Origin of the sequence: Alteromonas sp. KUL106, from assembly GCF_009811415.1 — a bacterium.
GTDB lineage: Bacteria > Pseudomonadota > Gammaproteobacteria > Enterobacterales > Alteromonadaceae > Alteromonas.
The window spans coordinates 21,915-48,159 of the sequence record NZ_BLIG01000038.1 but is presented as its reverse complement, the minus strand read 5'-3'; the positions used below and the strand labels follow the sequence as shown (position 1 = coordinate 48,159).

22 protein-coding genes and 1 tRNA gene are annotated in these 26,245 nt (G+C 45.4%); 7 read left to right on the top strand and 16 right to left on the bottom strand.

Annotation, left to right across the window (positions count from 1 at the left end):
- Positions 1-50: 50 nt before the first annotated feature.
- Complete coding sequence (locus tag GVO63_RS13855) at positions 51-1,121, bottom strand: mechanosensitive ion channel family protein (protein ID WP_159580612.1); 1,071 nt, start codon at positions 1,119-1,121, stop codon at positions 51-53.
- A gap of 22 nt (positions 1,122-1,143) precedes the next feature.
- The gene (locus GVO63_RS13850) at positions 1,144-3,177 is read right to left on the bottom strand and encodes a glycoside hydrolase family 3 N-terminal domain-containing protein (RefSeq protein WP_159580610.1); all 2,034 of its coding nucleotides are present in this window, start codon (positions 3,175-3,177) and stop codon (positions 1,144-1,146) included.
- Positions 3,178-3,382: 205 nt separating this feature from the next.
- Here GVO63_RS13850 and GVO63_RS13845 point away from each other — a divergent pair, with 205 nt between their 5' ends.
- On the top strand, positions 3,383-4,759 hold the full coding sequence (locus GVO63_RS13845; RefSeq protein ID WP_159580608.1) for a Na+/H+ antiporter NhaC family protein: 1,377 nt from the start codon (positions 3,383-3,385) through the stop codon (positions 4,757-4,759).
- 77 nt (positions 4,760-4,836) lie between these two features.
- Positions 4,837-6,555 carry a gamma-glutamyltransferase gene (gene ggt, locus GVO63_RS13840; RefSeq protein ID WP_159580606.1) on the top strand — a complete coding sequence of 573 codons (1,719 nt, stop codon included), beginning with the start codon at positions 4,837-4,839 and terminating at the stop codon, positions 6,553-6,555.
- Positions 6,556-6,750: 195 nt separating this feature from the next.
- Here the strand turns inward: ggt and GVO63_RS13835 are convergent, their stop codons facing one another.
- Positions 6,751-7,221: an NYN domain-containing protein gene (locus GVO63_RS13835; RefSeq protein WP_159493235.1), complete on the bottom strand. Its 471-nt coding sequence runs from the start codon at positions 7,219-7,221 to the stop codon at positions 6,751-6,753.
- 89 nt (positions 7,222-7,310) lie between these two features.
- Here GVO63_RS13835 and GVO63_RS13830 point away from each other — a divergent pair, with 89 nt between their 5' ends.
- The gene (locus tag GVO63_RS13830; protein ID WP_236552155.1) at positions 7,311-8,018 is read left to right on the top strand and encodes a PepSY domain-containing protein; all 708 of its coding nucleotides are present in this window, start codon (positions 7,311-7,313) and stop codon (positions 8,016-8,018) included.
- 39 nt (positions 8,019-8,057) lie between these two features.
- Here the strand turns inward: GVO63_RS13830 and GVO63_RS13825 are convergent, their stop codons facing one another.
- The 5 genes from GVO63_RS13825 to GVO63_RS13805 all read right to left on the bottom strand — a co-directional run bounded on the left by GVO63_RS13825 (position 8,058) and on the right by GVO63_RS13805 (position 13,125).
- Entirely contained in the window at positions 8,058-8,474 is a 417-nt protein-coding gene (locus tag GVO63_RS13825; protein ID WP_159580604.1) for a VOC family protein, read from the bottom strand.
- Between the two features lie 11 nt (positions 8,475-8,485).
- Positions 8,486-9,892, bottom strand: a complete 1,407-nt coding sequence (locus GVO63_RS13820; RefSeq protein WP_159580602.1) for an aldehyde dehydrogenase family protein — start codon at positions 9,890-9,892, stop codon at positions 8,486-8,488.
- 286 nt (positions 9,893-10,178) lie between these two features.
- Positions 10,179-11,477: an adenylosuccinate synthase gene (locus GVO63_RS13815; RefSeq protein ID WP_159493232.1), complete on the bottom strand. Its 1,299-nt coding sequence runs from the start codon at positions 11,475-11,477 to the stop codon at positions 10,179-10,181.
- 253 nt (positions 11,478-11,730) lie between these two features.
- Entirely contained in the window at positions 11,731-11,913 is a 183-nt protein-coding gene (locus tag GVO63_RS13810) for a DUF2065 domain-containing protein (protein WP_159580600.1), read from the bottom strand.
- Positions 11,914-11,946: 33 nt separating this feature from the next.
- Positions 11,947-13,125, bottom strand: a complete 1,179-nt coding sequence (locus GVO63_RS13805; protein WP_159580598.1) for an aminotransferase class V-fold PLP-dependent enzyme — start codon at positions 13,123-13,125, stop codon at positions 11,947-11,949.
- 258 nt (positions 13,126-13,383) lie between these two features.
- On the opposite strand from GVO63_RS13805, the gene GVO63_RS13800 reads away from it, so the two are divergent.
- Positions 13,384-13,809 carry a hypothetical protein gene (locus GVO63_RS13800; protein ID WP_159493259.1) on the top strand — a complete coding sequence of 142 codons (426 nt, stop codon included), beginning with the start codon at positions 13,384-13,386 and terminating at the stop codon, positions 13,807-13,809.
- A gap of 52 nt (positions 13,810-13,861) precedes the next feature.
- Here the strand turns inward: GVO63_RS13800 and trxA are convergent, their stop codons facing one another.
- Positions 13,862-14,731: a thioredoxin gene (trxA, locus tag GVO63_RS13795; RefSeq protein ID WP_159493229.1), complete on the bottom strand. Its 870-nt coding sequence runs from the start codon at positions 14,729-14,731 to the stop codon at positions 13,862-13,864.
- A 177-nt stretch (positions 14,732-14,908) separates the two neighbouring features.
- Between trxA and GVO63_RS13790 the strand changes: the two genes are divergently transcribed.
- Both GVO63_RS13790 and GVO63_RS13785 read left to right on the top strand, forming a co-directional pair.
- Positions 14,909-15,247 carry a DUF962 domain-containing protein gene (locus tag GVO63_RS13790; RefSeq protein WP_159493228.1) on the top strand — a complete coding sequence of 113 codons (339 nt, stop codon included), beginning with the start codon at positions 14,909-14,911 and terminating at the stop codon, positions 15,245-15,247.
- A gap of 177 nt (positions 15,248-15,424) precedes the next feature.
- On the top strand, positions 15,425-17,539 hold the full coding sequence (locus GVO63_RS13785) for a S9 family peptidase (protein WP_159580596.1): 2,115 nt from the start codon (positions 15,425-15,427) through the stop codon (positions 17,537-17,539).
- Between the two features lie 62 nt (positions 17,540-17,601).
- On the opposite strand, the gene GVO63_RS13780 is transcribed toward GVO63_RS13785, so the two are convergent.
- From GVO63_RS13780 to purE, 6 genes are all read right to left on the bottom strand, one after another.
- Entirely contained in the window at positions 17,602-18,771 is a 1,170-nt protein-coding gene (locus GVO63_RS13780; RefSeq protein ID WP_159580594.1) for a PQQ-dependent sugar dehydrogenase, read from the bottom strand.
- A 163-nt stretch (positions 18,772-18,934) separates the two neighbouring features.
- Positions 18,935-19,408: a Dps family protein gene (locus GVO63_RS13775; RefSeq protein WP_159493258.1), complete on the bottom strand. Its 474-nt coding sequence runs from the start codon at positions 19,406-19,408 to the stop codon at positions 18,935-18,937.
- Between the two features lie 166 nt (positions 19,409-19,574).
- On the bottom strand, positions 19,575-20,096 hold the full coding sequence (locus tag GVO63_RS13770) for a copper chaperone PCu(A)C (protein WP_159580592.1): 522 nt from the start codon (positions 20,094-20,096) through the stop codon (positions 19,575-19,577).
- 65 nt (positions 20,097-20,161) lie between these two features.
- A tRNA-Thr gene (locus GVO63_RS13765) sits at positions 20,162-20,237 on the bottom strand.
- A gap of 60 nt (positions 20,238-20,297) precedes the next feature.
- Positions 20,298-21,434, bottom strand: coding sequence for a 5-(carboxyamino)imidazole ribonucleotide synthase (locus tag GVO63_RS13760; protein ID WP_159580590.1), 1,137 nt, complete (start codon positions 21,432-21,434; stop codon positions 20,298-20,300).
- Positions 21,431-21,925 carry a 5-(carboxyamino)imidazole ribonucleotide mutase gene (gene purE, locus GVO63_RS13755; RefSeq protein ID WP_159493223.1) on the bottom strand — a complete coding sequence of 165 codons (495 nt, stop codon included), beginning with the start codon at positions 21,923-21,925 and terminating at the stop codon, positions 21,431-21,433. Before purE ends, GVO63_RS13760 begins: the two co-directional genes overlap by 4 nt.
- A gap of 276 nt (positions 21,926-22,201) precedes the next feature.
- Between purE and nhaA the strand changes: the two genes are divergently transcribed.
- Positions 22,202-23,476, top strand: a complete 1,275-nt coding sequence (gene nhaA / locus GVO63_RS13750; protein ID WP_159580588.1) for a Na+/H+ antiporter NhaA — start codon at positions 22,202-22,204, stop codon at positions 23,474-23,476.
- Here the strand turns inward: nhaA and GVO63_RS13745 are convergent.
- A complete protein-coding gene (locus GVO63_RS13745) occupies positions 23,438-26,239 on the bottom strand; it encodes an ATP-binding protein (protein ID WP_236552153.1) in 2,802 nt (933 codons plus the stop codon). The genes nhaA and GVO63_RS13745 overlap by 39 nt on opposite strands.
- Between the last annotated feature and the right edge of the window lie 6 nt (positions 26,240-26,245).

Sequence of the window (26,245 nt, the reverse complement as noted above, 5' to 3'; positions counted from 1 at the left end):
ACATACAACCTAACACTCCATTTAAAAAGAAACTTAAAAGTTAGCAAATACTAACCTTCTTCTGTTTTAGTTTGTACTAGCGTGGCAAGCTGAGATTCGGCAGTAGCTTTTTGATGCTTAAGCTTCTCTTTAACATCACCATCAGTTTCTGCGATTTTTGCATCGATATCTGCAATAGTCTGCATTAGTGTTTCCTTGCTTTTCTCTTTCTGTTCAGCTTCTTCTGCCTTGTCAAAAATAACGTCCTCTGGTGTTGACTCCTCTTGAGAGGTTTTGCCTGGTGATTTAGCAATCATTTTCAAACCATCCGGCTGAGGTCGTTGATTCATGAAGCTTGGAGAAACAATTTCAATATCGGCATTGTGCAATGCGTCCAACACAGCTTTGTGAAGCCGTGAACGAGCACTTAATAAGCTTTTCACTTCAGTAAGTAAACCTGAAATGCGGTAGCTCACTGAAAAGTCACCTAACCCAATAACCTGTACAAACGGCTCTGTCAGCTCTGCATTCTCTGCTGCAATAAGCAGATGCTTTTCAATGACACTGTGGTGAAGATCATAGCCTAAACTAATGTCCACACTCACAATTGCACCAGAAGCGCGGGTAACTGTAACGGGCGAGTTCACCATCAAGGTATTGGCGAACGCTATGAGTTCTCTGCTCTCGGTTTGCAATTCAACATCAAGTAGGCCCATTTCGGTAACACGTCCGCTGTAACCTTCTACCTTAATGAAGTCACCCACTTTAAATGGGCGATTTACACGAAGCACGATACCCGCCATTAAATTGCCTACCATTGTGGTGGAAGAAAACGCAATTACACCTGAAACTAATACCCCAATAAGCGCAATAACCTGATTGCGTGTGCTTTCACTCACTGGTAAAGCCATTGCAATTACTACCGCGCCTACGATAGTAAGTACCAACATGCCTACTTGACGAGGCAATTTCTGTTCACTGGTAAGATGGCTTTGCTTGGCTAACAACAGGTAGTGCAGCGCGGTAAGGGTACCTATCACTAACACCACGGCAATAAGGAGTGGTGCAAGAGGTAGAAGCGCAATTATTACAGTATCTATAAATGGTACTTGCGCTGATCCTAGTGAGTTTTCTGTGTCCACCTTGCTTCCCTTTTATTTTTTATCATTTTTGCTTTAATGACACGGGTGAGCGCCCTTCTGCAAGTGCGTTACCGGTTAGTATGTCAACCAATGCGTTTAAACTATAACTCGTAACTTGCTGATTTTCTTCATTGCCTTGAGCATCTAAGCTAACTGCGTAATTGAATGTAGCAATAGCAATGTCTGCAAACGCTTCCACCTTATTTACGTCATAGGGCATACGCAATGGTGCAAAAACCACGGTTTTATTTTGTGCCTTCGCCGCCACCATAACCTTTTTGCTAAAGACCATTACCTCAGACTCACTGGCGCGGCGCTTTACATGCTCTGGTAAATCAAACCCACCTAGTTCGTAATTTGCATGGAGCGGGCTGATATTGCCAACCACAAGCACATCGGCTTGTTTTAATAAGTTCATCGCTAATTGGGTTTTCGGCAACGCGGTTAACGGCAAACACGCAAACTCTAAAGGCTTATCCGCAACGTTACGTTTAGAACGAGTAAGTGCACTCTCAAATGCCAAACACCTTGCCGCATCCGCCATTAGTGCCAACCAACGCGTTGACGTTATCGGTAACTTTTCTTTGCCAAAAAGTAGCGAAACTGACGCCCTGGAAAGCGCTTTCTCTATTTGAATTCCTCTGTTTTTCAGGCTGTTAGCATTGTCTACTGACGCGTTTTCTTTTGCTTCTTTAAGCCACCACGTTATCGGTTTAGAAGTAAAGCTTTGCAACGCAAACCTTTGTTTTGCCTTGATAATACGGTTATAAGATGATTTGAAGAAAGCGCTTTCCAAAATCGTATTGGTGGAACTATTTATTGGCTTTTCTGATGCGCCTTTAGCCATTCGCGTAGCGGCATTATCGAGGAAGTCTGCAAACGCTTTTATATCGGCGTAATTTCTTATGGTAAAAGGCATAAGCGCAATATCTGCTCCCGCGCTGAATGCTCGAACCAAAGCTTCTTCGTTTGAAAAAAATTGCGAAATACCCGCCATGTCTAATGCGTCAGTAACGATGAGGCCTTGATAGCCCAATTGGTTGCGAAGCAAATTAGTTAATATTTTCTTTGACAACGTAGCAGGAACAATTTGCGGCTTTCCGTGTTTGTCTATTATCGTAGTGTCATCTAATGACGGGTATTGAATGTGTGCACTCATTACCATTGCTGGCGGCGTTTCGCTATTAATAATATTAGCAAAAGGAAGGATGTCGCCGGCCATGGCCTGCGCTTTGCTATGTGTTACCTGAGGCAAGCCACTGTGGCTGTCTACATGTGTGTCACCATGGCCTGGGAAGTGTTTAATAGCCCCTATAACGCCCTCACTTTGCATGGCCCCCACAAATGCTTGTCCAAGTGCGGCCACCTGCTCAGGAGTTTCTGAAAAGCTGCGAACATTTATAACTGGGTTCTTTGGCTCGCTATTTACATCAACCGAGGGCGCGAAATTAGTGTTAATTCCTAACGGCAGCAGTGTTTGACCGATGTGTGACGCAACGCTTTGGGCAAATGCACTGCCCCGCTGATAAAAGGTGGCGCCAATAGCCATGTTACCCGCAAACGGCGAGAGCATATCTGAAGGCAACCTTGCAACTCTGCCCCCCTCTTGGTCGACTGCAATGAACAAGGGCTGTCGACCCGCTTTTACCATATGCTGCTGCATAGTGTAATTGAGCGTAATTAGCTGTTCAGTATTTAAAATGTTTTCAGAAAACAAAATAACGCCACCAATATTGTGCGTACTTAGCACATTTAAAAGTGACGGCGGAATAACGGTCATGGGTGTGCGGCAGCGGGATGACGGCGTGTTGTCTTCACAGAAATAGCGAAAATCCAAAATGATTTTTTGCCCCAGCATGCCTTTTATTGCGCTAACAGTTTCGGCATCAACCTTTGCCTCAGCCGCTTTTGTCGTGCTTGCCCTTGAGGACTGCGCTGTTGCGGTAGCATTACCAATGAACAAACAAGCACTGAACAATATGAATAGGCCTGACAAGATAGAACTCAGACCTAATTTGGAGGCACGCTTTTTATAAATAACTTGCTGGAATAACAATGTTTATCTAATCCTTGGTAACACGAAGCACAATACGGTACGCTAGCATAAATGAGAGAATTATGTTCGCCAACTTTGAACTGCAATTACACATTCTCTTGCGCGTTTTCTTACGCAACGACACATCTTTAGGGCATGCCCACCTTCGCTTCATGGCGAAGAACACGCGCCCTAGACACATATAAATTTAAGTTTGGATAGAAGTATGGATTGGATGTCAGTCATCCCCCCTCTTGTGGCTATTGCCGTCGTTTTTTGGAAGAAAGAAGTCATATTAGCGCTGGCTTTAGCCGTACTATGCGCAGAAACATTGATTCTCGTGAATGCCGATATCGCAACCAGCTATATGGCGCCGATTAATGCTATCGAGCGTGTGGTTGACACTGCAGCGAGTCCAGGTAACACAAGGGTGCTTATTTTCTCTGTGCTGGTAGGCGCGCTACTCGCATTTATCCGTGATTCCGGCGGCGTAACGGCAACGGTTAACTTTCTTGTGAACAAGGGCGTGGCTAAAAGCCGCAAACAAGTGGGCGGTTTAACCATGTTCACTGGTATAGCGGTATTTATTGAGTCGAACTTAAGCGTACTCACTGCGGGTATTTTTGCTCGAGGGCTATTTGATCGTTTTGGCATGAGCCGCGCGCGCTTAGCCTATATTATCGACTCCACTAGCGCGCCGGTTTGTATACTAATTCTTTTAAACGGCTGGGGTGCTTTTATACTCAGTCTTCTAGACGCGTATGAGCTGCCTGCCTCATCAGCGTCCATTCTCTGGGGCAGCGTGTTCTTTAACTTCTATGCTATCTTCACCCTGCTTATTGTGGCCTACACTATTTCAGCTGACAAAGTGCACGGCCCAATGGCTGAAGAAGAAAAAGCCCTAACTCACGTAGAGGTAGACCAAACCACACAGCCAGCTACTAAAGCCCGATTCATGTTGGTACCACTTATAGTGATGGTATTAAGCATGGTTGGTTTTATGTTCTGGACAGGCAACGGCGTATTATCTGAGGGTAGCGGAAGTAAATCTGTTCTTTATGCCACTGCCCTTGCCACCGCTATTGCTTACGGTTTACTTTTAATCCACAAACGTTTTACCCACAAAGAAGCGGTAGAAATTGGTTTTAAAGGGATGGGTGAACTACTTCCACTGGTTACCATAGTGTTACTGTCGTTAACCTTAGGCAATAGCCTTAAGGTACTTGGAACAGGTGTATTTGTTGCGGGTATAGTCGGTGAGTATCTTCCACTGGTACTGATTGTTCCTATGTTGTTTATCGCCGGTGCGATCATGTCGTTTACCACCGGCACCTCATGGGGCACCTTCGCTATTCTTATTCCTATTGGTGTACCGCTTATTCAAAGCTTGGGGTTACCCCCAGCACTAGTGATTGGCGCAATATTAGGTGGTGGTATATTTGGCGATCACTGCTCGCCTATATCCGACACCACCGCCGTGTCTTCATTGGCCGCGGGTACTGACGTACTAACACACGTTAAGACACAGTTCCCTTACGCACTATTTGCAGGCGCACTTACGCTTATTGCCTATTTTGTCGCAAGCTTGGTCATGCTTGGTTAATACCGTTGATTAAAGCTTATTGGTAGCCAGTTGCTAATTACGAAGGGTTAGCAACGTCTGTAGCAAGGAGTTTTGTAATGAAAAGACGGATAGCGAACGTCGGGTTTATCTCGGCCGTCGTAGCATTTATTTTAGTGGTCACAGCGTGTTCTCATGCGCCAAGTAACCCCGTTGATAATTCCAGCAACACTTCTGTAGGGCTTAGTCAGCAGGCGGTTGCTATGCCTGACAGCTACAGTGCCGACGCGGCTATGCAGGTACTTCAAGAAGGCGGCAACGCTATTGATGCTGCAATTACCGCACAGTTTGTTTTGGCCGTCACTCTGCCAGAGGCGGGTAATGTCGGTGGTGGTGGCTTTATGACAATAAAGTTTGAAGATAGCACCGACTTTCTTGATTACCGCGAAATGGCACCTGAAAACGCCCATCGTGATATGTATCTAGATGAACAAGGTAACGTTAAGCCTTACGAATCTTTATTTGGCGCTAAAGCGTCGGGCATTCCCGGTACCGTTGCTGGCATGTGGGCCGCGCACAAGAAGTACGGCACATTAGAATGGGAGCGTCTTCTTGCCCCCGCAGTAGATTTAGCCGAGCAAGGTTTCGTGGTTCACGAAAAGCTGGCTAACAACATTGCTCGTTATATTGAACGCACTAAAGAAGCGGGAATTAACAATAACTTTAGCGAGTATTTTGCAAAGGCCAAAGCAGGTACTACCTTCAAACAGCCTGAACTGGCGAGAACACTAAAAGTTATTCAGCAACAGGGAAAGGATGGCTTTTATAAAGGGGAAGTAGCAAGGCATATTGTTGATTTTATGCAGCAAAATGGCGGCCTCATTACCTATGAAGATTTGCTGGCGTACAAAGCTGTATGGCGCAAACCTCTTCACTTAAATTGGCAGGGCTTTGAGCTGGTGACGGCGCCTCCGCCAAGTTCTGGTGGTGTTGCGGTAGCCCAGTGGATTGGCATGCTCGAAGCCTATGATTCAACGCATGATTTGCCAGCTCAAAACAGCACGGAATACATTCACGTCATGTCAGAGATTGGTAAGCGCGTGTTTGCTGATCGCGCAGAGTACATGGGCGATCCGGACTTTGTGAGCGTTCCGGTGAAAGCCCTTACGGACGCTGACTATATAAGCGAACGTGCCGCAGACATTCAGCCTACCAGCATTTCTGATACCCCAAGCGTTAAGCCTGGGTTAAAGGAAAGCGAAGACACAACACACTTCTCGATCATGGACAGATGGGGGAATGCCGTTGCTAATACCACAACCATCAACCTGACTTTTGGTAGTGGTGTTGTTGTCACTGGCGCTGGCTTTTTGTTGAATGACGAAATGGACGATTTTAGCGCTAAGCCTGGCGTACCCAATTTCTTTGGCGCTGTAGGGGGTGATGCGAATGCTATTGAGCCTTACAAGCGCATGCTGTCTTCTATGACACCCACACTTGTTACTAAAGATAACCAAGTGGTTCTGGTAACAGGCTCTCCCGGCGGCACCACCATTATTTCATCAGTGACTCAGTCGCTACTGAATGCCCTGCTTTACGATATGAGTGCTGAAGAAGCTGTGAACTCACCGCGTTTTCACCACCAGCTATTGCCTAAAGACACCATTCGCATGCACGACGGGTTTACAGAGGCAACCGTCAATGAGCTTAAAGCGATGGGCTACACCATTGATAACCGCCGCTTTGGTGATGTGCATTTAATTAAGCGCACTAAAGAGGGGGTGGAAGCCGCGTCGGAAAAAAGCGGACGGGGTAAAAGCCTAATACAACCTTATTAGTACAACTGTTTTAGCGCTTCTATTCACTCAACAAGTATCAATAGGGTGTACTCCCCCTTTATTAAACATCAGTCGCTGCGGGGAATTCCGCAGCTAGCTGTTCCAAATAGGCGTACTAACATAAAGGCACTCATTTGACTTATCTGCCGCCCCAGTTTTCTTCGAGTTTTGCTGCCTTTAAGTAATATTTAATAACTACAACAAAAGCCCAGTATCGATAGGAACATACTTAGACGCCACTTTTTGAATACTCTCAGCGGTCAATGCAGGCACGCCATACACTGTTACCGTTTTCCCTTTCCCCTTAAGCGCATTGACGAGAATATCGAAATCGCCGTCGCCCGACACCAGAATTACTTCATCAACATCATCGGCATGTTCTAGCGCATCAACCGTAATACCTACGTCCCAGTCGCCTTTTGCCGACCCGTCAGCACGTTGAATAAAGGGCTTTAGTTTTACTTCAAACCCAATAGCGCGAAGTATGTTTTGAAATTCACGTTGCTTGCTGTCTCCTTTGTCAATGGCGTATGCAAAGGCATGAGCTATCTCCATTTTATAGCTAAGTTCGCGCCAAAACTGGTTGTAGTTAAAGTTGCGTTTGTACGCCTGACGACAGGTGTAATACACGTTTTGTACATCTACCAGCACTAATGCTTTATTCAAAACTACTCTCTTTATTAATTTACTCTGTGCGTGTTTTCTGATGTTATAGCCTTTTGAAAATAAAACCAAAAAACCTGATGATGAAATTTATGCGTAAAGCGCACAATTACTTGGGCTTAATTCTTTTTGTACAAATAGGGCTCTGGTTTTTAAGCGGTTTCGTCATGGCTTGGTTACCCATTGATGAAGTAAGAGGTAACCATTTACGGAACAAAGTGACCACTTCGTGGCACAGCGCTACGGTGCCCCCTTCTGACATTTTAAGTAATCACAGCAACGCAGCCGTACTGTCATTCACTCACCGTTTAAATAAAGTAGGCAATACAAAGCTAGACTCGAACCATACTACTCCTGTTTATCGCGTAGTAGATAACGATGCTATCTATCGCTATAGCGCACTGACAGGCGAACCTTTGCCCCCCTTACAAGAGAGCAATATTCGTGAAGCGGCAATGCAGCAATATGCAGGTAGTGGTGATATCGTTGACGCAACATTATTGGATGCATCACCTCTGGAAGTAAAAAACCTGCCTGCACCTTTGTGGCGTGTAAGCTTTAATGATGAGCTCAATACACAATTTTACGTCGACCCAAATACAGGCAGTGTGTTGCGCGTACGCACCGATACTTGGCGACTCTTTGATTTTATGTGGATGCTTCACATCATGGACTACAAAGACAGAAGCAACTTCAATACGCCGTGGTTGATTGTGTTTTCGGGCAGCGCTTTTTTATTTACCCTTACAGGCGTTGCGCTGTTATATCAGCGCTTTAAACCGAAACGGAAAAAGCGCTAGCTTTGGGCCTGTTATACCAGTCCGCACAGGCCCTCACTATTATTTAGCGAAAAGCTGAGAAATATCTGCGAATGCTTTGAACTCCAACGCATTGCCGAAAGGGTCTTTAAAAAATAGGGTGGCTTGTTCGCCTGGCTTCCCTTTGAAGCGAATGTAAGGCGCAATGATAAACTCGGTACTAGCAGCCTCTAATTTACTGGCCAGTGCCTGCCAATCGTTCATAGTAAGCACAACGCCAAAATGGGGCACCGGCACAGCATGATCGTCTACCCCGTTATGGGCTGGCGGCGATGGCATGGTTTCTACGCAGTGCGTCACTAATTGATGGCCGAAGAAATTCCAGTCTATCCACTGGGTATCGCTACGACCTTTTTCACAACCCAACAACTCACCGTAAAACGCTTCAGCGTCGGTTAAATTAGTGACCGGTATGGCAAGATGAAAGGGCTGAACCATGAAAACTCCTGTTATAAAAACTTTTTAAGTAAAGACAATTTAAACTTGGAAAACGGCGCATAGCGAAAGAACACGTCTAGCGCGAAAGAGCGCTTCATCACCGTCTTAATATGACTGAATGTATCAAAGCCTGCTTGTCCGTGGTAGCTACCCATACCGCTATTTCCCACACCACCAAACGGCAACTCAGGATTAGTCATAAACAACATTGTGTCGTTAGTGCACACGCTGCCTGAACTGGTTTTGCTGATAATATTGTCTAACACGTAGTCTTTGTCGCTAAATGCATAAAGCGCAAGTGGCTTAGGTCTGCTGTTTACGAACTTAATGCCCGCGTCCATGTTGTCGAAAGTGATAATGGGTAAGATAGGCCCGAATATTTCTTCTTTCATCAGCGGGCTATCCAGCGGCGGTTCCAGCACGAGGGTGGGCGCCATCGCGGGGCGGGACATATCGAGTTCACCGCCATATACCACATTTACTTTTTCAAGGTAGCTTTCAAGGCGTTTCAGGTGACGGTGATTGATAATATTGCCATAGTCCCGTGATTGCAGCGGCGCTTTGCCGTATTGTTTTTTCAGCTCTTTTTTAACGGCTTCAATAAGCTTTTGCTCAAAGCCCTTTTCTACAATCACATAGTCGGGCGCAATACAGGTTTGCCCCGCATTCATCCATTTACCCCACACCAAACGTCGTGCGGTTACAGCAAGATTAGTGTTTTTATCAACAAAGCATGGACTTTTTCCACCGAGTTCGAGCGTTACTGGCGTTAGATGTTTAGCCGCAGCGCTCATTACAATCTTGCCCACCACGTCACCACCGGTGTAAAAAATATGGTCCCACTTGCAGGCAAGCAGGGCCGTCGCTTCGTCTTTACCGCCTTCTATTACTGTAACGCAAGACGTGTCCATATATTGAGGAATAAGCTTGGCCACCAGCGACGAGGTCTCTTCTGCAAGTTCTGAAGGTTTGAGTACCGCACAGTTGCCCGCTGCAATAGCGGCGATATAAGGGGCAAGTAACAATTGGAGCGGATAGTTCCACGCCCCCATGATAAGCACCGTGCCAAGCGGCTCAGGTTTTCGAAAACTTTTACCCGGCCAAGCCACCATGGGCGTCGACACCTTACGGGGTTTTACCCACTTATCCAGATGCTTAAGAGTATGCTTAATATCAGAAAGCAAGAAACCTTGTTCAGCGACCATGGCTTCGGTTTTACATTTGCCTAAGTCATTTTTAAGTGCCTGCAAGATATCGTGCTGATTATCTTTAAGTAAGGTTTCTAATGCCTTTAACTGATTTTTACGCCATTCGAGGGACTGGGTTTTCCCCGTATCGAAACTGTCGTTAAGTTTATGAACAACGTCAACGAAACACACGCCCGTTTCCACTGCATGAAGAGAAGGTCTATTTGGCATAAGAAGGCTCCGATAGCATAACACCCATCACAACAATTCGGTGACACACTTCACTATTGTTTCAGGGTAAAGCAGCGTAATAATTTACTGATACTATCTTATATTAATAGGGATGTTCGAAAACAACGCAACTAAATTGTTAATTAATGTTTAATACCAGTCCACATAGATAATACCCGCCCGCACAGTCGAAGGGTGATGAAAGCATAAACAGAGAACCAAAAAGAGAGAGAAACAAAAAAGCCCGGTGAGTACCGGGCCTTTGAATGTGATTAACGAGGCTCTATTATGCGTCGTATGGGCTACGTAAAACGATTGTTTCGTTTCTGTCAGGACCTGTTGAAACGATATCAACCGGCACACCCGTTAGTTCTTCAAGACGCTTAATATAGTTTTTCGCAGCTTGTGGAAGCGCTTCAAACTCAGTGACACCAAAAGTGTTGTCTGTCCAGCCCGGCATTTCTTCATAAACTGGTGTTACTTTATCGTAACCATCAGCTGCCATCGGCGGTACATCTTTCACGTTGCCGTCTGCATCTTTGTAACCAACACAAATTTGAAGGCTTTCAAGACCGTCTAGTACGTCAAGTTTGGTTAAGCAGAAGCCTGTAATAGAGTTGATTTGTACTGCGCGTTTCATTGCAACTGCATCGAACCAGCCAGTGCGTCGCTTACGACCTGTGGTAGCGCCAAACTCGTGACCTTTAACACCCAAGTGTTCACCTACTTCACAATCTAATTCAGTAGGAAACGGACCTGAGCCCACACGGGTGGTGTACGCTTTTACGATACCAAGTACATAATCAAGCTTGAGCGGGCCGAAACCGGCACCTGTTGCAACGCCACCAACAGTAGTGTTTGATGATGTAACATAAGGATAGGTACCATGGTCAATGTCTAATAGTGTGCCTTGCGCACCTTCAAACATGATCGGTAAGCCAGCTTTGTCGGCTTTATCTAGCTCATCGGTAACATCAACGACCATTGCTTTCAGAATATCAGCAACTTCCATTGCACCTTTTAAGGTTTCATCAAAGTCTACTGCTTCCGCGCCATAGTATTGTGTAAGCGTGAAGTTATGTACGTCTAGCACTTCTTTCAGCTTAGCCGCGAAGTCTTCAGCATGAAATAAGTCGCCAACACGCAATCCACGACGGGCTACTTTATCTTCATAAGCAGGACCGATACCACGACCGGTTGTACCAATTGCTTTAGCGCCACGGGCTTTTTCGCGCGCAACGTCCAATGCAATGTGATAAGGAAGAATAAGCGGACAAGCTTCACTAATCTTCAATCGCTCGCGCACAGGAACGCCACGCTCTTCAAGCATAGTCATTTCTTTCATAAGTGCGTCTGGGCTCAGCACGACACCGTTACCAATGATACAGGTAACATTATCGCGAAGGATGCCTGATGGGATTAAGTGAAGTACGGTTTTTTCACCGTCGATTACTAGAGTGTGACCTGCATTGTGCCCGCCTTGGTAGCGAACAACATATTTTGCGCGATCAGTGAGTAGGTCTACGACCTTGCCTTTACCCTCGTCACCCCATTGAGTGCCGAGTACCACAACGTTCTTTGCCATGAATCATATGTGTAAGAAAATTAGGCGGGGATTCTACAAAATTCTAGAGCAAGGATCATCCCTTTTTCGAACAAAAATACCACTATTTTATTTTTGCTTTTAAAAACCAGCGGATGCGAGCTGTTGCTATACCGTTATTTATTGATGGGCACGTAATTTTCTGGCGACAAAGCGTTAGCGGTGCGTCACATCAGCCCTTTTTTCCGCGAGGGAATAAAAACAAATAGGATGAGACGACAGGTTTCGGGATACCTCAGCTAAAGTAAAACAATAACAACGCCCCTATAATAACAAGCGTTCCGCCAATTTGACGAAGCTGATTAGTAGGCTGCTGACTAATTTCAAACAAATAGTTACGCCATTTATTAGGAAAGAGCAGTGGTCCAACTCCCTCGATAATTAGAACCAGTGCGATTGCGGGCAAAAGCCACTCCATGCGTTGTTCCTTTCTGATTGTGTGTTAAACGATTTAAGTGATGTCAGAAAGCGCAGCGAGGTCAATGTAATCTGGCGTATGATAAAGGCCAAAACCAAATCGCAAACGGTTTCCTCTGAAGTCGGTGAGAATATGGTGCGCTTTGAGTGCTAAAGCACATTTTTTTGTCACGTCGGCATTATCTAACTCGAATGTCAGAAAATGACCTCTTTTTTGGGCATCGGTCACCGCCAGATGACGTGCGTTAAGCAATGGATGGTCATAGGCAGCTAACTTATCAAGAAATATTCGCTGCATGTCCATTACATAGTCATTAACGGTTTCTACGCTGATGTTATTTTGTTCGAACATCCGAAGTACTGCGCGTAGACGGTAGAGCGCCGTAAAATCCATCGTCGCACCTGCAAACCGCATTCCGTCTAAGCTGTAGGGCACCCCTTCTTTTTTACCGTCAATGCGAGGCTTATCTAATTCTCCAAACTCAGCGAACCAGCCTGTATACATAGGCCTCAAATTACAACCTATAGGCACATGGGCAAAACACGCGCCCTCTCCTGCTTGGGCATATTTATAACTCCCAGACAAATAAAAGGCACGATGTGCAATATTGGCCAAGTCGGTAGGCTTTGCCATAAATCCATGATAACCGTCGACCACAACTAAGGTGTTGTCGTTGGTAATGCTATTTACAATGGCGTCAACATCATCAACCACATAACCAGAATTGAAGAACACGTGGCTAAAGAAGACCAATTCAGGGTCATTCTCGGCTATTGCCGCAATAAAACGTGAAGAGAAAGTACTGTAGGGTTTCGTAGGCACAGTAATGAGTTCTATCGCCCCTTGCTCTTGTAGTCTGCTGGCTTGGCGATGAAAACTGTGAAATTCACTGTCTGTTGATACCACCTTATAAGGCGTCGACACATCAATACAGCTCATAATACGGTACAGCAATTCATGGGTATTGGGTGCAAAGACGATTTGCTCTGGGGCGTGAGTGTTGAGTATATCGCTTATGCGCTGCTGTAACTCAGGTACTAAGGTTTCAAAAAAGTACCCCCACTTTTCGTCCACATATTTTGCACTGTCGTCCCAGTATTCCAACATAGCATCGCGGGTACAGTCTGGCCAAAAGTAATGGCTATGGCAGGCATAGTGCTGTTTATTTTTGTTCGCGTTAAGAAAACCCGTGTAAAACTTTTGATATGACATGCCCATCACCAATGTAAAAAAACCACGAAATACGTAACAACGTCAACAGTATCAAAGTTCTACCTTGTGCGCATGGTCTTGACCAAAGTGCATAACATTTATTTACAAATTAAGTGTAAATACTTTTGCCCAATTTAGTTAGCTTATGTCTTTAAGGCACGTGTCGTTTCCGGGACAGCCGTTGACGTTTTAAAACGCATTTGTGTTTTTCCGTTAAATGGTTAGTCTTATATAAGTGAAACTATGAAAAGGTTTTTTATGCGTTTTCCCAAATATGGAAATTACTCGCTGGATATATCAGGTAACGTACTTGAGGTATTTGCAACAGGTGCATGGAACTTAAAAACCACTGAATTCTTCGTAGAGGAAATGCACGACATTATTAGTGTGCTGGATAACAAGCCTTGGGCTGCATTAATGGATGCTCGCCGATGGGTACTTTCCACGCCTGAGTGTCAAACACGGTTAACTGAAGCAATAAAAGTAAATATTACCCGTGGCCTGACTCGCTCAGCTTATGTACTTGATGTAGGGATGGTAAAGCGCGCTCAGCTAGAACGTACCCACCCCTCAAAACATCGAGACTTCATCAGTGATAATTACGAACGTGAATATTTTCACAAATATTTTGAAGCGCTTAACTGGCTACACCAAGAGGGGTTTTCGCCTTTGGTGCAAAGATAGTTCTTCGTGTAGCCTGCCGAGTTTAATGCTTTCTACCTGTGCAAAATACTCTCTAATATAAAAGGCTATAGACCTTTCGACGGTATTCAGATTTAAGCGGATCACCATCTGCTAATGCATTCATCATATCCATCATGAGCTTTCTTGCATCACCAAAGCCGAGCTCTTTTTTCAACACACTGTAAAGAAGCGCTAGTGCATCCTGCGCTTTGTTCGCCTGGTGTAACTGTACGGCCAAGTCTACCTTCAGCTGAAGATCGTCCGGGTTAGCCTCCACCGCAGCTTGAAGCTGGCGAATTTCAGGCGTGTCAGCGGCCTGTTCTGCTAACTCAATTTTACCCGCCAAGCTTTTGTAACGGGAGTCTTGGTCGACCAATTTAATTTCTTCAAGCAAGGCTTTTGCTGTATCAATTGATCCTGTCTCTATGTAGCAATCAATCAGCATATATCTGGCGTTTACGTTATCAGGATTCAGCGACAATGCTTCTTTAGCCGCGGGAAGTGCCTCTGCGTATTCACCTTGCTGAATTGCTTTGCCTGCAGTAGCGAGCAGTTCGTCTTCTGGGTTCGGAAGGTACTTAGCAAGCATTTCGCGAATTTGCTGCTCAGGCTGGACGCCTGCGAAGCCGTCGACAGGCTGCCCATTTTGCACCACCATTACCGTTGGTAAACTTCTAATACCAAACTGCGCTGCGACTTCTTGCTGCGCTTCACAGTCAACTTTTGCCAGGATTAAATGCTGACTATATTCACCTGCCAACTTCTCTAGAATAGGCATTAAATCTTTGCATGGCTCACACCAATCAGCCCAGAAATCAATTAGCACCAGCTTTTCTTGGGATGCTTCAACAATAATTTGCTGAAAGTTTTCTACCGTAATATCAACAATAGTTGCTTGGCTATTCGCAACGAGGTTTTCCATAATGCAGGCCTTTTATATCTTGTGTTGTCAGGAATATGGGGCAGTAATCAGCAAATTACAAGGTTAGCATGACGTGATTAAAGCCTTTACCTTTGTCGTGTTGACGACTATTCGTTTAAGGGTTAAATGTTAACGTGGCGTAAAGCCAAGCTGATACATTGGAATAATGAGGGGTTTATGACTACACAGAACAACGAAAACAAACAGTTTACTTCTTTTAATGCGTTTTACCCTTTTTATCTGCATGAACACAGAAACAGTACATGCCGTACACTTCACTTCATTGGCTCGTGGTTAGTGTTAGGCATTATTGCCACAGCCGTCTTCACCTCTAGCTGGGTATTGCTATGGCTCATTCCGTTGGTGGGTTATGGTTTCGCTTGGGTTGGCCACTTCTTTTTCGAAAAAAATCGCCCAGCTACCTTCAAACATCCCATTTATAGCTTAATGGGGGATTGGGTCATGTTTAAAGATATCCTCACGGGAAAGGTAAGTTTAAAAGGTGAACAAGAATAGCGTAAACATCTCTTTAACACGTTATTTCGCATCTTTAACGCACTTTCTTTACATACAAGAAACGAAAGCGATATGTTTAAGGCAAGACGTCCTGCCTTTGTTGATTCGTAAGTCAAGCACTGGCAGCAAACGCCAAATCTATCGCGCACTGCGCCAGAACAATAAAAAGGAACCACCATGTCTGCGTTTCGTTTCGCTTCCCGGTCTGTCCGAACAGGTTTTTGTCTAACATCAACTGCGTTATTCGTGCTCACTGTAGGTGCTAGTCAAGCCCACCCGCAGCAAGAGCACAAAGACCGTGATTTACCATTACCCTCCAATACCCTTGTTTATGATGATACCTTTAACTTAGAGTTCGTCGCTAACCCCCAATTTATTAACGAGGAAACGGTTATTTATGCTCGACAGAGCATGGATATCATGACCGACAGTCGTCAAAGCAGGTTGTGGCAGGTAGACATAAAATCAGGTGAACACCGACCATTTATTAGTTTGGATGAAAACCTATCTCAGGCTACCTTATCGCCCAATGGTAAAATAATGGCCTACACCAAAGCTGTTAACGGTAGATCTCAGCTTCATATTTACTACCTCGATACAATGCAGTCGGTGCGCCTTACGAATACTGACGAAACCCCTCGCCAACTGACATGGTCTAAAGACAGTAAAGCGCTAGCGTTTACGCTGTTTACTGAAGAAAAGCAAAAACCTTTGTTTACGGCTATGCCAAACAAACCAAAGGGGGCTCAATGGGCAGAGCAAGCGACTTACATTGACGCGGTACAATATCGAGGCGATGGCAGGGGCTATCTTCGGGAAGGCTTTGACCAAATTTACGTATTACCAGTAGAAGGCGGTACACCACGTCAATTGACAACAGGAGAATTTCCAAGTGGCGGCTCTCTTGCTTTCTCCAATGACAGCGATTGGATTTACTTCGCAACGCCTTATCGAGAAGATTATGCATTAAATCCGTTGTCTAGTGACATTTATAAAGTAAACGTCAGCACAGGAGAAATAGAGCAAGTAACCAATATTGAGGGCCCTGAAAGTAGTCCTTCTCTAAGCCCGGACGGCAAGTACCTTGCTTTTACTCAGCTCAATGACAGAAAACTATCCTATCAGAATGGCGACTTGGTCGTCCTTGAGCTTAAAAGTGGCAACATTACGCGCTTAACTACATCGTTAGATAGAAGTTTAGGTAAGTTTGAATGGCGCAGAGACAGCCGTGGTTTAATATTCTCCTACCTTGATCACGGAGAAACCAAGCTTGCCTCGGTAAACTTAAAAGGCGACGTCAAACCTATTGATGTAACCCTTGGTGGTCAAGCCTTTGGGCGACCCTATACTTCAGGAGATTTCGCCGTCAGTGATAACGGCGACATTGTCTACACTACCGCAAACCGCGCTACGCCAGGTGACCTTGCTCTTTTCAGAAAAGGCAAAGAAGATACACAGCTCACTGACTTAAACCGCGACGCGTTGAGTCACAAAGCGCTGGCGCAAGTGCAAGACCTTGCTGTTGTTTCAAGTTTTGATGAGCGTGCAATTGACGCTTGGATTGCCCTGCCTCCTGGTTTTGATAGCAGCAAGAAGTACCCGCTTATTCTGGAGATTCACGGCGGTCCTCATGCAGCCTATGGTCCTCACTTCGCGATGGAAATACAGCTAATGGCGGCACAAGGCTATGTGGTAGTGTGGTCGAACCCTAGAGGCAGTAGCTCCTATGGCGAAGATTTTGGCAATCTCATTCACCACAACTACCCTTCTGAAGACTATAACGACCTGATGGATGTAGTGGATGCAGTAATAGAGAAAGGTTATGTCGATACTGACAACCTATTCATTACCGGAGGCTCGGGTGGCGGCGTGCTCACTGCTTGGTCTATTGGTAAAACCGACCGTTTCAGAGCGGCGGTGGTCGCCAAGCCAGTTATCAATTGGATGAGCTTTGCTCTTACTGCTGACGCCTACCCCTTCTTCAGCCAGTATTGGATGGCTGATAAGCCTTGGAATATTGCAGATAAGCTGTGGAAACGCAGCCCGCTCAGCCTAGTAGGAAATGTGAAAACGCCAACAATGCTGCTAACGGGCGAAGCCGATTACCGTACACCTATTAGTGAGTCTGAGCAGTATTACCAGGCGCTTAAGCTACAGGGCGTTGATGCCGCCATGGTGCGTATCCCTGGTGCTTCCCACGGTATCGCAAGCCGTCCTTCTCGTTTAATTCAAAAAGTGGGAAATATTATGGCGTGGTTTGAACGCTATAGAAAAGAGCAAGACGGAGAATAGGTTCGGATTACGGTAAAATGGCGCCATTTCGTTTTGGCGCCATTTTATTTTCGATGTTTCAGTTACTTAGTCAGCTTTAAAATTTTACCATTAGGCGCATCTGTTAATAGATAAATTGCGCCATCGGGACCGACCTCAACATCGCGAATACGGGCCTGATTTTCCCGTAAGTATTCAAACTGCTCACCCGCTTGACCGTTCTCTACGTCTATACGGCGAAGGTGGGTGAATTTTAAAGAGCCAACAAGAACATCGCCGTTCCACTCATTGAACATTTCCCCTTGATAAAAGGTTAAACCGCTCGGCGCTATGGAAGGATCCCAGTAAACCCAAGGCTGCTTCATGCCATCCATGTGTGTTTTGTCGCTGATTATTTCGCCGCTATAGTCAATACCGTATGTAATTGAAGGCCAGCCATAATTCGCACCATTTTCAAGAATATTTATCTCATCACCGCCTTTAGGGCCATGCTCCATTGCCCATACCGCGCCCGTTTCAGGGTGAATGGTTATGCCCTGCACATTGCGATGGCCATAACTGAATACTTCAGGCGCATCTCCCGTTGTGAACGGATTGCTCTTAGGAACGCTACCGTCGGCGTTAATGCGCACGATTTTACCAAAGTGATTATTCGTATTTTGCGCTTCCTTCATGTACTTGTAGCGGTCGCCCATGGCAACATAAAGTGCCTGTTCGGCATCGAAGGTAAGACGGCAGCCAAAATGAAATCCGTTATCAACTATTGAGTCGGCGCTGAATATCACTTTTACGTCTTCAAGCCCTTTATGTGAAAGGGTCGCTTTCGCAACGCTACTGCTGCTTCCTGGCTTATCTTCATCCTCACTCGCTTTGCTGTAGCAAAAATAAATGGTGTTATTGGTGGCAAAATTTGGGTCAATCGCAATATCAAGCATTCCGCCTTGATTCTGGGCCACGACCTCAGGTACGTTTTCAAGTCGTCCAGACAATTTTCCGTCTTTTGATAAACGTCTAATCCCCCCAGCGCGCTCTGTAACCAATAGGTCACCGTTCGGCAAAAACGCCATTCCCCACGGATGAACCAGCCCCTCTGCAAGTGTCGTCACTGTGATCTCGACATCGTTCACGTCATGATCGTGATCGCCGTGAGCTAACGCCAAAGAGCTCAGGGATAAAGCCGAGGCACACGCAAGCGCGTTGGTTATTTTGCTTACCCTTATAGAGTGTGCAGACAGAGTAATATTCGTTTTCATTTAAAAAAGCCTCAATATTTAAAACGCGTTGGTACTTTTGCGCACACGCATTTTTTGTCGTTTTTGTTTTTCTTAAAGCCAGTATACAAAAAAGGGTACAGCCCTGCTGTACCCTTTCTGATAGATTCCCCCGTAGACGGGATTAATCAACGTAACTCATTGCCTACCGTGGTAAGGTTGCACGAAGCATCCATGCGGTTTTCTCGTGCACACGCATACGGTCGCCAATTAATGCAGCCGAAGATTCGTCATCCGCATCTTGCGCCAACTTCAATGACTCTCTGCAGGTCTTAACCACTTGCTCATGACCGTGTGTTAACAGGCGAACCATTTCCGTCGCCTCTGGCACACCTTCCACTTCTTCAATCGAGCTTAGCGCTGCAAACGATTTGTACGTGCCCGGCGCCGCTATACCAAGAGTACGAATGCGCTCTGCAATTTCGTCCACGGCTTCAGCGAGTTCGGTGTAGTGTTCTTCAAACATCAAATGTAGTTCACGGAATTGTGGGCCTTCCACATTCCAATGAAAGTTATGTGTTTGTAGATACAATGTGTAAGAGTCTGCCAGCAACTTTTTAAGACCTTCTGCTACTGCATTGCGATCGCGTTCAGATATACCAATATCAATCTTGCTCATTTCACACTCCTTAATGTACAACTCTATTAAATTTTGCTTTGGCTAATTCGTTAAGCCTCAACAATGTAACTTAATAGTACTACACAAATTTTGATTTAGATTAATGATTAAATTGATTGCCCTTATCGTCTTTTTAGATGGCAGAGTTCACAGTACAGAAATTTAATCAATGATGGTTATGATGACTTTTTGCCTCATCTTTTTTGACGGGCAGTACAATGTTGAGTTCGTCGCTATTTTCAAACCGTAAGGTAAGCGTAACTTCGCTCCCTTCAACTAACCCTTTGCGCAAACCTAACAGCATAATGTGATGACCGCCTGATTCGAATGCGACTTTCTCGCCAGCACCGATTGTCACGCCATCTTCAAGCTCACGCATCTTCATAACGTCGCCATCCATAACAGTCGTATGTATTTGTGCTTCGCTGGCTGTTGCTTCAGAAACGGATACACCGATCAGCGTTTTGGCTGTATCACCTTGGTTATGCAGAGTGAAGTAAGCCGCGCCAGTTTTAGCGAGCGGAAACGTCGCTCTCGCATAGCCGTTTATCACTGACATATCGGACGCTTGGTTTACGTGATGCTCTTGGTGGCCGTGGGCATAAGCCGACGAAAATGCAAATAGGCTTAGCATGACCAAACACGAAGCAACGAGTAATTGATTGATTGATTTGAATAGACTGAGCATACATCAGGTTCCGTGATAATGATTGGAACAAGTGTACGTAAGAATGGCCTAGGAAAAAAGAAAAATGGTGCCGACTGCCGGAATCGAACTGGCGACCTACTGATTACAAGTCAGTTGCTCTACCAACTGAGCTAAGTCGGCACACTTTAAAAACCGCTGCCTAGACAGCGGATGCGTATTCTAGCGATAAAAGCGTGGGTGTCAACCTTTTAATCGCTTTGCTTCACCAACTAATTTAGGGAAGTATTCAAGCGGCAGATATTTGCTCAACGCCATCAGCTTCTCACCTAAGTTTTCATAGCTGTTAGTGGTCACGTTTATGTGTCCCATCTTACGTTTTTCACGCACAGATTTTCCATACCAATGAAGGTGGCTGCCATCAATGCTTAGCAAGTCTCGTGAAAAACTGCTGCAACCAATAATATTGACCATCGCGCTTGGACCGATAGCGGAGGTGTCGCCTAGCGGCAAACCACAAACCGCACGCAGGTGATTCTCGAACTGGCTTGTAACCGCACCAGACTGACTCCAATGGCCGGAGTTATGCACACGAGGCGCAAGCTCATTGACCAACAGCTTATCGCCTACTTGGAATAACTCCACGGCCAGTACGCCCACATAACCCATACCTTCTGCTAGTTTGACAAATATGTCATGGGCTTGAGTTTGCAATGCGTCATCAACATTTGTTGCAGGTGCTACGGACACGTGCAGCTGCCCTTGATGATGAAGGTTTTCAGCCAGTGGATAGGTTCTGACGTCGCCGTTTGCGTTGCGCACGCCGATGAGCGACAACTCTCTATCAAAGTTCACCATTTTCTCAACAACAAGGGGAACGTTTTCTAAGTCTAACCCCTGAAGTGAATTTTTTAGCGCTGGCAAATCAGCATCATCACCTAATCGCCATTGACCGTAGCCGTCGTAACCGTCACGGCTGGCCTTGAGAATCAATTTGCTACCAAGCTCTTTAACGCAATCATCCAGCTGTGAAAGGTCAGTGACTATCATATGCTCACAATTGGCCACCTGCATATTCTGTAGTAGCTTCTTCTCGCGGACGCGATCGGCACCTACAAGAATACTGTCGATGTTGGGCATCAACTTATTCGTCTTAGCGGCATCTTCGAGCAACCTTTCAGGCACGTGCTCGAATTCAACCGTTAGCGCATCTGCATCTTCTAATGCTTGAGCAAGCGATAAATCTAATGGTGTTTTGCTAACTGGATGTACAACGGTATCGTTGTTTACGTCCACAGCTTGAACCTCAATACCCAGGGGACTTCCCGCAAGATACATCATTTGAGCAAGTTGGCCTGCGCCGTAAACGACTACCCTCATTCATCTAACTCCAATGTATTGCTTGACGCAAGAACGGTGTCAGTTTGCGATTTTCTGAAGGCGATAACCGCATTTCGTACAGTTTCGTCCTGCAAGGCAACGACTTGCGCGGCCAATAAGCCCGCATTGGCAGCCCCTGCCTCACCGATAGCTAAAGTGCCTACCGCAACGCCCTTAGGCATTTGTACAATGGAAAGAAGTGAATCTAATCCGTTGAGTGCTTTTGATTTAACAGGGCAACCAAACACAGGTAAATGTGTATGGGCAGCAATCATACCGGGTAAATGTGCGGCGCCGCCTGCGCCAGCAATAATTGCGCTGAAACCTTCATCAGCAGCGCTTTCTGCAAACTCTACTAGCAAGTTAGGTGTGCGATGTGCCGACACCACCTTCGCTTCAAATTCAACACCAAACGACTTCAGCATTTTTGCGGCCTGCTGCATGGTAGGCCAGTCTGAAGTTGAACCCATTACAATCGCGACTTTTGCCATCTAGAGATCCTCGAGGTAGGTAAAATGGTCAACCTTGGAAAGCCCGCGATTGTAGCGTAAAAATGTTTAAAATCCCACCGCAAATGCCGGCAAGCAGTGTGCTGATAACAAAACGGTTAGGCTTGCTTCAAATCTACGGAATTGATCTTTCATTCCCAGACCTCCCGTATTAACTATTATTAATTTACACGCTTAACTAGCCGACGTTGCCTGTGTTTAGAATTCACAAAACCTTTTTAATTTTTAAACCCAGTTGCAAGGCGTTAGAGGTTATCAATGACAGATAAGCATGAACACGATGTACTCGACGATGTCATAGAAGAGGTACAAGATGTGGTATCTGACTTTCTAAATCGAGAAGCAGCCCCTGGTATTCTGCTTATGGTAGCTACCGTGTTGGCGCTCATCATAGCTAACACTCCCTTGGATTCTTTTTACGATCAGCTAATTAGTATGCCTGTGCAAATTTCTGCTGGAAGCTGGGCCATCGACAAGCCGCTATTACTTTGGATCAACGACGGTTTAATGGCCATATTCTTTTTCCATGTGGGCCTAGAGCTCAAACGGGAAGTGTGTGAGGGTGAATTAGCTAACCCAAAAGACATCATATTACCCGCAGCGGGAGCTATCGGTGGAATGGCCCTGCCTGCGCTTATTTACGTGGGCATCAATTGGGATAACCCTGTTGCGATAGCGGGCTGGGCAATTCCTGCTGCTACCGATATCGCCTTTGCATTAGGTATTTTGGCGCTATTGGGTAGCCGAGTGCCCACGAGTCTTAAAGTATTTCTAGTAACGCTGGCGATTATCGACGATATCGGCGCTATTGTGATTATTGCGTTATTTTACACTGAAAATATTACCACTGGTGCGCTCATGGTGGCAGCGGGTTGTTTGCTGCTGTTATGGCAAATGAATAGACGAAACGTGATCGATATACCCGCTTATGTTCTTGTCGGTATTATCTTATGGGTGGCCATGCTTAAATCTGGTGTCCACGCCACTCTTGCTGGTGTGGTACTCGCTGGGTTCATTCCTATGCGAGACGTAAAGGATAGCTCTTACTCTCCGGTTACCCGATTAGAGCACAGCCTAAATGGCACTGTCAGCTTTGCAATACTCCCTCTATTTGCCTTTGCCAATGCAGGAATAAGCTTTGGCAATATCAGTCCAGAAGGTATTTTTCACCCGGTAACATTCGGCATATTTTTGGGATTGGTAGTAGGAAAGCAAATTGGGGTATTTGGATTCTGTTATTTGATGGTTAAGCTCAACTTGGCTAAATTGCCGCAAGATCTTAACTTTAAACACATTTATGGCTGCGCGTTGCTTTGTGGTGTAGGTTTTACCATGAGTTTGTTTATTGGGGGCCTTGCCTTTGAACAAACCGGTATAAACCAAATTTTTGACGAACGTGTGGGTATCCTCAGCGGCTCAATAGTGTCAGCATTGCTTGGCTATATTGTGCTACGCATGGTAAGTGATGCGCATAATGATAATGTTAACGTTGCCTCAAATGCGAGCAAGCTCACTGGAAATACAGTCAAATAGCACCTGTTTGCGAATAGGTTTGCTTAAATGCGCATTCATGCCTGCCGCTAGGCAGGCATTTTTGTCTTCGGTAAAGACGTTTGCCGTGAGTGCAATAATGATTAACCTATCTTTGTTTCTGCCATCTCGCCTGATGGCCCGAGCCGCGGCATACCCATCCATTACAGGCATCTGGCAATCCATTAAAATAACGTCAAAGTCGTACTTGCGCTCTGCGTTGACGGCTTCTTCACCGTTTCTCGCTCTGATACATTTTACCTTTGCAGCTTTCAGCATATCTAACACGATCTCTGCATTGATATCGTTATCTTCCGCAAGAAGTACGCGTAACCCTGGCGGAAGCGCAAGCGTCGATGTTTGACTACTTTTCGCGGGGGTACACAATTCCTTATCGTCAATCGAAGCAGGAATCACTAACTGAAACGAAGTACCTTTACCCACTTCGCTTTGTACAATAAGTTCTCCCTGCAGCAGTTCAACAAGCCCTTTAGTGATAGGAAGGCCCAGCCCAGTACCACCAAAGTGCCGGGTTGTCGACGTATCGGCTTGTTCAAACTGTTCAAAAATGAGATTTACTTTTTCTGGAGGAATACCAATTCCGGTGTCGCTAACTGAGATTGATAGCCTGTTATTTTCATAACTTACGCTTACTAATACCTTACCCTCTCGGGTAAATTTAATTGCATTACTTAGTAAATTATTCAATATTTGGCTTAGCTTGCCCGTATCAACGTTTAGCACAGCCGGTACATTTTCTTTTACCTGTAGGTGTACATCGTATCCTTTTGCTAATGCTGTAGACCGGTACAGCTCGCAGGATGCTTCAAGAAGCTCGCGCAAAACGCAGCTTTGTATATCAATCCTCATTTTACCCGAGTCGATTTTTGACCAGTCTAATATGCTATCCAGAATCATCAATAAATTACTTGCTGAGCGCGAAATCACCTTAGCGCGGGCTCGGACGTGTTCCGGCAACTCACTGTCGAGCATAAGTTCACACGAACCAATAATCCCGTTCATCGGCGTTCTAATTTCGTGGCTCATATTCGCAAGGAATTGCGTTTTAGCCACGTTAGCGGCCTCTGCTTTTTTGAGCGCCTGCTCTAGATGTTCTGTTTTTTCGGTTATTCGAGATTCTAACGATTGATTTAACTCACCTAGCTCTACATTGAGCGTCTGCTCCGCTTTTCTTGCATCTTTAAGCGCTGCAAACGCGTCTCTTAGACGCGACTCTAAACTCGTAAATTCATCGTTTAAAGATGATAGTTCTTTGATGTATAAAGCGCGCTGGGGCGTTTTCACAATATCCTTGTTCGCAGGGTCGAACTCGGCAATGTAATGCACGAGACGACGAATGGGAGTTCCAACCATTTTCGCCACGACGTAACCCGTGAAGGTGCCAAATGCGGATAGCACTAACAGCAATAACAAATCCTTTAGTAGGTAGCCGCTCATCAATATAAGTAGAAGTCGTTGGTCGAAGTAATAGCTCACTCTCCAATTTGCAAACGACAGAGTCTCAGTAAACCTCAACCACGTTTTTTCTTGCAAACCGTTTTCAATCTCAATACCACATTGTGGGTCACAGGAATAGACAGGCGCCTTAGACAGTGGTTTTAGACCAAGTGCTTTGGACGCATAAATAACCTCACCTTTTTGGTCTTCAATAAGCATTGAAAAGCCATTAAGGCTTAAACGGTCAATGGCAGCAAAGCTCTTTAGGGAAAGTGACCCCTCTACTATTCCGATAGGTATACCCGCTTTGTCTAATATGGGTGCCGAAAGTGCGACGATGGGGTCGTTACCAAACCCTCTTCCCTGAAACACGTTGGATAAATAAGTCTTACCCGACTGCATAACTTCATAAAAATAAGGGCGATAAGCAACGTTGGGCACACCGTTTTGGCGTGCTCTTTCAAGCATGCCAGATGGGTAGGCATGGGTAATATCACCACTTTTTTCAGCAATAAGAAACGTTAAGAATTCAGGGTTGTTAGTCGCTAAGACTTGAAGGCTCATCGACGCCGCTTCATCAAAGCTTTGCTCGACAGCGTCACTTGAAAGAAATTGAGCAGCACTGGTGATGGCGTTTTGATGTTGGCGAATAAAGTTGGAAAGCTGAAATTCTAATACATTGACTCGCTGGGCCATATAGCTATGAATTTGTTGCTCTTGTTGCTGCTGGAACAAGCTTACCGACAAATAAATTACCGCCATTGAGGCCACAAAAAAACAGCCAGAGAAGAAGTAGCTAAAAAGAAAATGGAGCGTCACTCGCTCGGATTTACTCGATGTATGCCGCTTTAGTCCATGAATAGCTAAGTAGGCAAAGTGACCCGTGATCAATCCGAATACACCACTTACCCATGTAACCAGCACCCCGGAAAACAACATATTGATGTTGTTGTCGTCATGAAGTGAGTGCTCAAGAAATAAAATGGGTAAAAAAACAATGGACCAAAAGCCTGCACCGACTTTTATTACTTGTTTAATTGATTTGTCGTACCCAAAGAAACTAATAACAATGGGCAATAACGTAAGGCACTCTTTTCCAACGATGCTGCCGTGATTCAGCCACAATGGTAAACTAATAATAACGCCAAGGGGGATTGAAAAAATGGGGGCAAACCGAAGTGAAGCATAGACTGCAACACCCACTCCGAAAACGGCTATCCCCGCACTGTCAAAAGGTGCAGAAAGGGTATTTAAACCAAACCCCAATGCACAAGTAATGATTGCCTGAAAGGCCAGAGACCATGACATAGAGTG

Coding starts and splice junctions, on each gene's coding strand:
- GVO63_RS13800 (WP_159493259.1), top strand. CDS start 13,384: ATGCGTTTTCCCAAATATGGAAATTACTCGCTGGATATATCAGGTAAC.
- trxA (WP_159493229.1), bottom strand. CDS start 14,731: ATGGAAAACCTCGTTGCGAATAGCCAAGCAACTATTGTTGATATTACG.
- GVO63_RS13760 (WP_159580590.1), bottom strand. CDS start 21,434: ATGAGGGTAGTCGTTTACGGCGCAGGCCAACTTGCTCAAATGATGTAT.
- GVO63_RS13780 (WP_159580594.1), bottom strand. CDS start 18,771: ATGAAAACGAATATTACTCTGTCTGCACACTCTATAAGGGTAAGCAAA.
- GVO63_RS13830 (WP_236552155.1), top strand. CDS start 7,311: ATGCGTAAAGCGCACAATTACTTGGGCTTAATTCTTTTTGTACAAATA.
- GVO63_RS13770 (WP_159580592.1), bottom strand. CDS start 20,096: ATGCTCAGTCTATTCAAATCAATCAATCAATTACTCGTTGCTTCGTGT.
- GVO63_RS13785 (WP_159580596.1), top strand. CDS start 15,425: ATGTCTGCGTTTCGTTTCGCTTCCCGGTCTGTCCGAACAGGTTTTTGT.
- GVO63_RS13790 (WP_159493228.1), top strand. CDS start 14,909: ATGACTACACAGAACAACGAAAACAAACAGTTTACTTCTTTTAATGCG.
- GVO63_RS13820 (WP_159580602.1), bottom strand. CDS start 9,892: ATGCCAAATAGACCTTCTCTTCATGCAGTGGAAACGGGCGTGTGTTTC.
- GVO63_RS13825 (WP_159580604.1), bottom strand. CDS start 8,474: ATGGTTCAGCCCTTTCATCTTGCCATACCGGTCACTAATTTAACCGAC.
- GVO63_RS13805 (WP_159580598.1), bottom strand. CDS start 13,125: ATGTCATATCAAAAGTTTTACACGGGTTTTCTTAACGCGAACAAAAAT.
- GVO63_RS13775 (WP_159493258.1), bottom strand. CDS start 19,408: ATGAGCAAGATTGATATTGGTATATCTGAACGCGATCGCAATGCAGTA.
- nhaA (WP_159580588.1), top strand. CDS start 22,202: ATGACAGATAAGCATGAACACGATGTACTCGACGATGTCATAGAAGAG.
- GVO63_RS13845 (WP_159580608.1), top strand. CDS start 3,383: ATGGATTGGATGTCAGTCATCCCCCCTCTTGTGGCTATTGCCGTCGTT.
- ggt (WP_159580606.1), top strand. CDS start 4,837: ATGAAAAGACGGATAGCGAACGTCGGGTTTATCTCGGCCGTCGTAGCA.
- GVO63_RS13745 (WP_236552153.1), bottom strand. CDS start 26,239: ATGTCATGGTCTCTGGCCTTTCAGGCAATCATTACTTGTGCATTGGGG.
- purE (WP_159493223.1), bottom strand. CDS start 21,925: ATGGCAAAAGTCGCGATTGTAATGGGTTCAACTTCAGACTGGCCTACC.
- GVO63_RS13810 (WP_159580600.1), bottom strand. CDS start 11,913: ATGGAGTGGCTTTTGCCCGCAATCGCACTGGTTCTAATTATCGAGGGA.
- GVO63_RS13815 (WP_159493232.1), bottom strand. CDS start 11,477: ATGGCAAAGAACGTTGTGGTACTCGGCACTCAATGGGGTGACGAGGGT.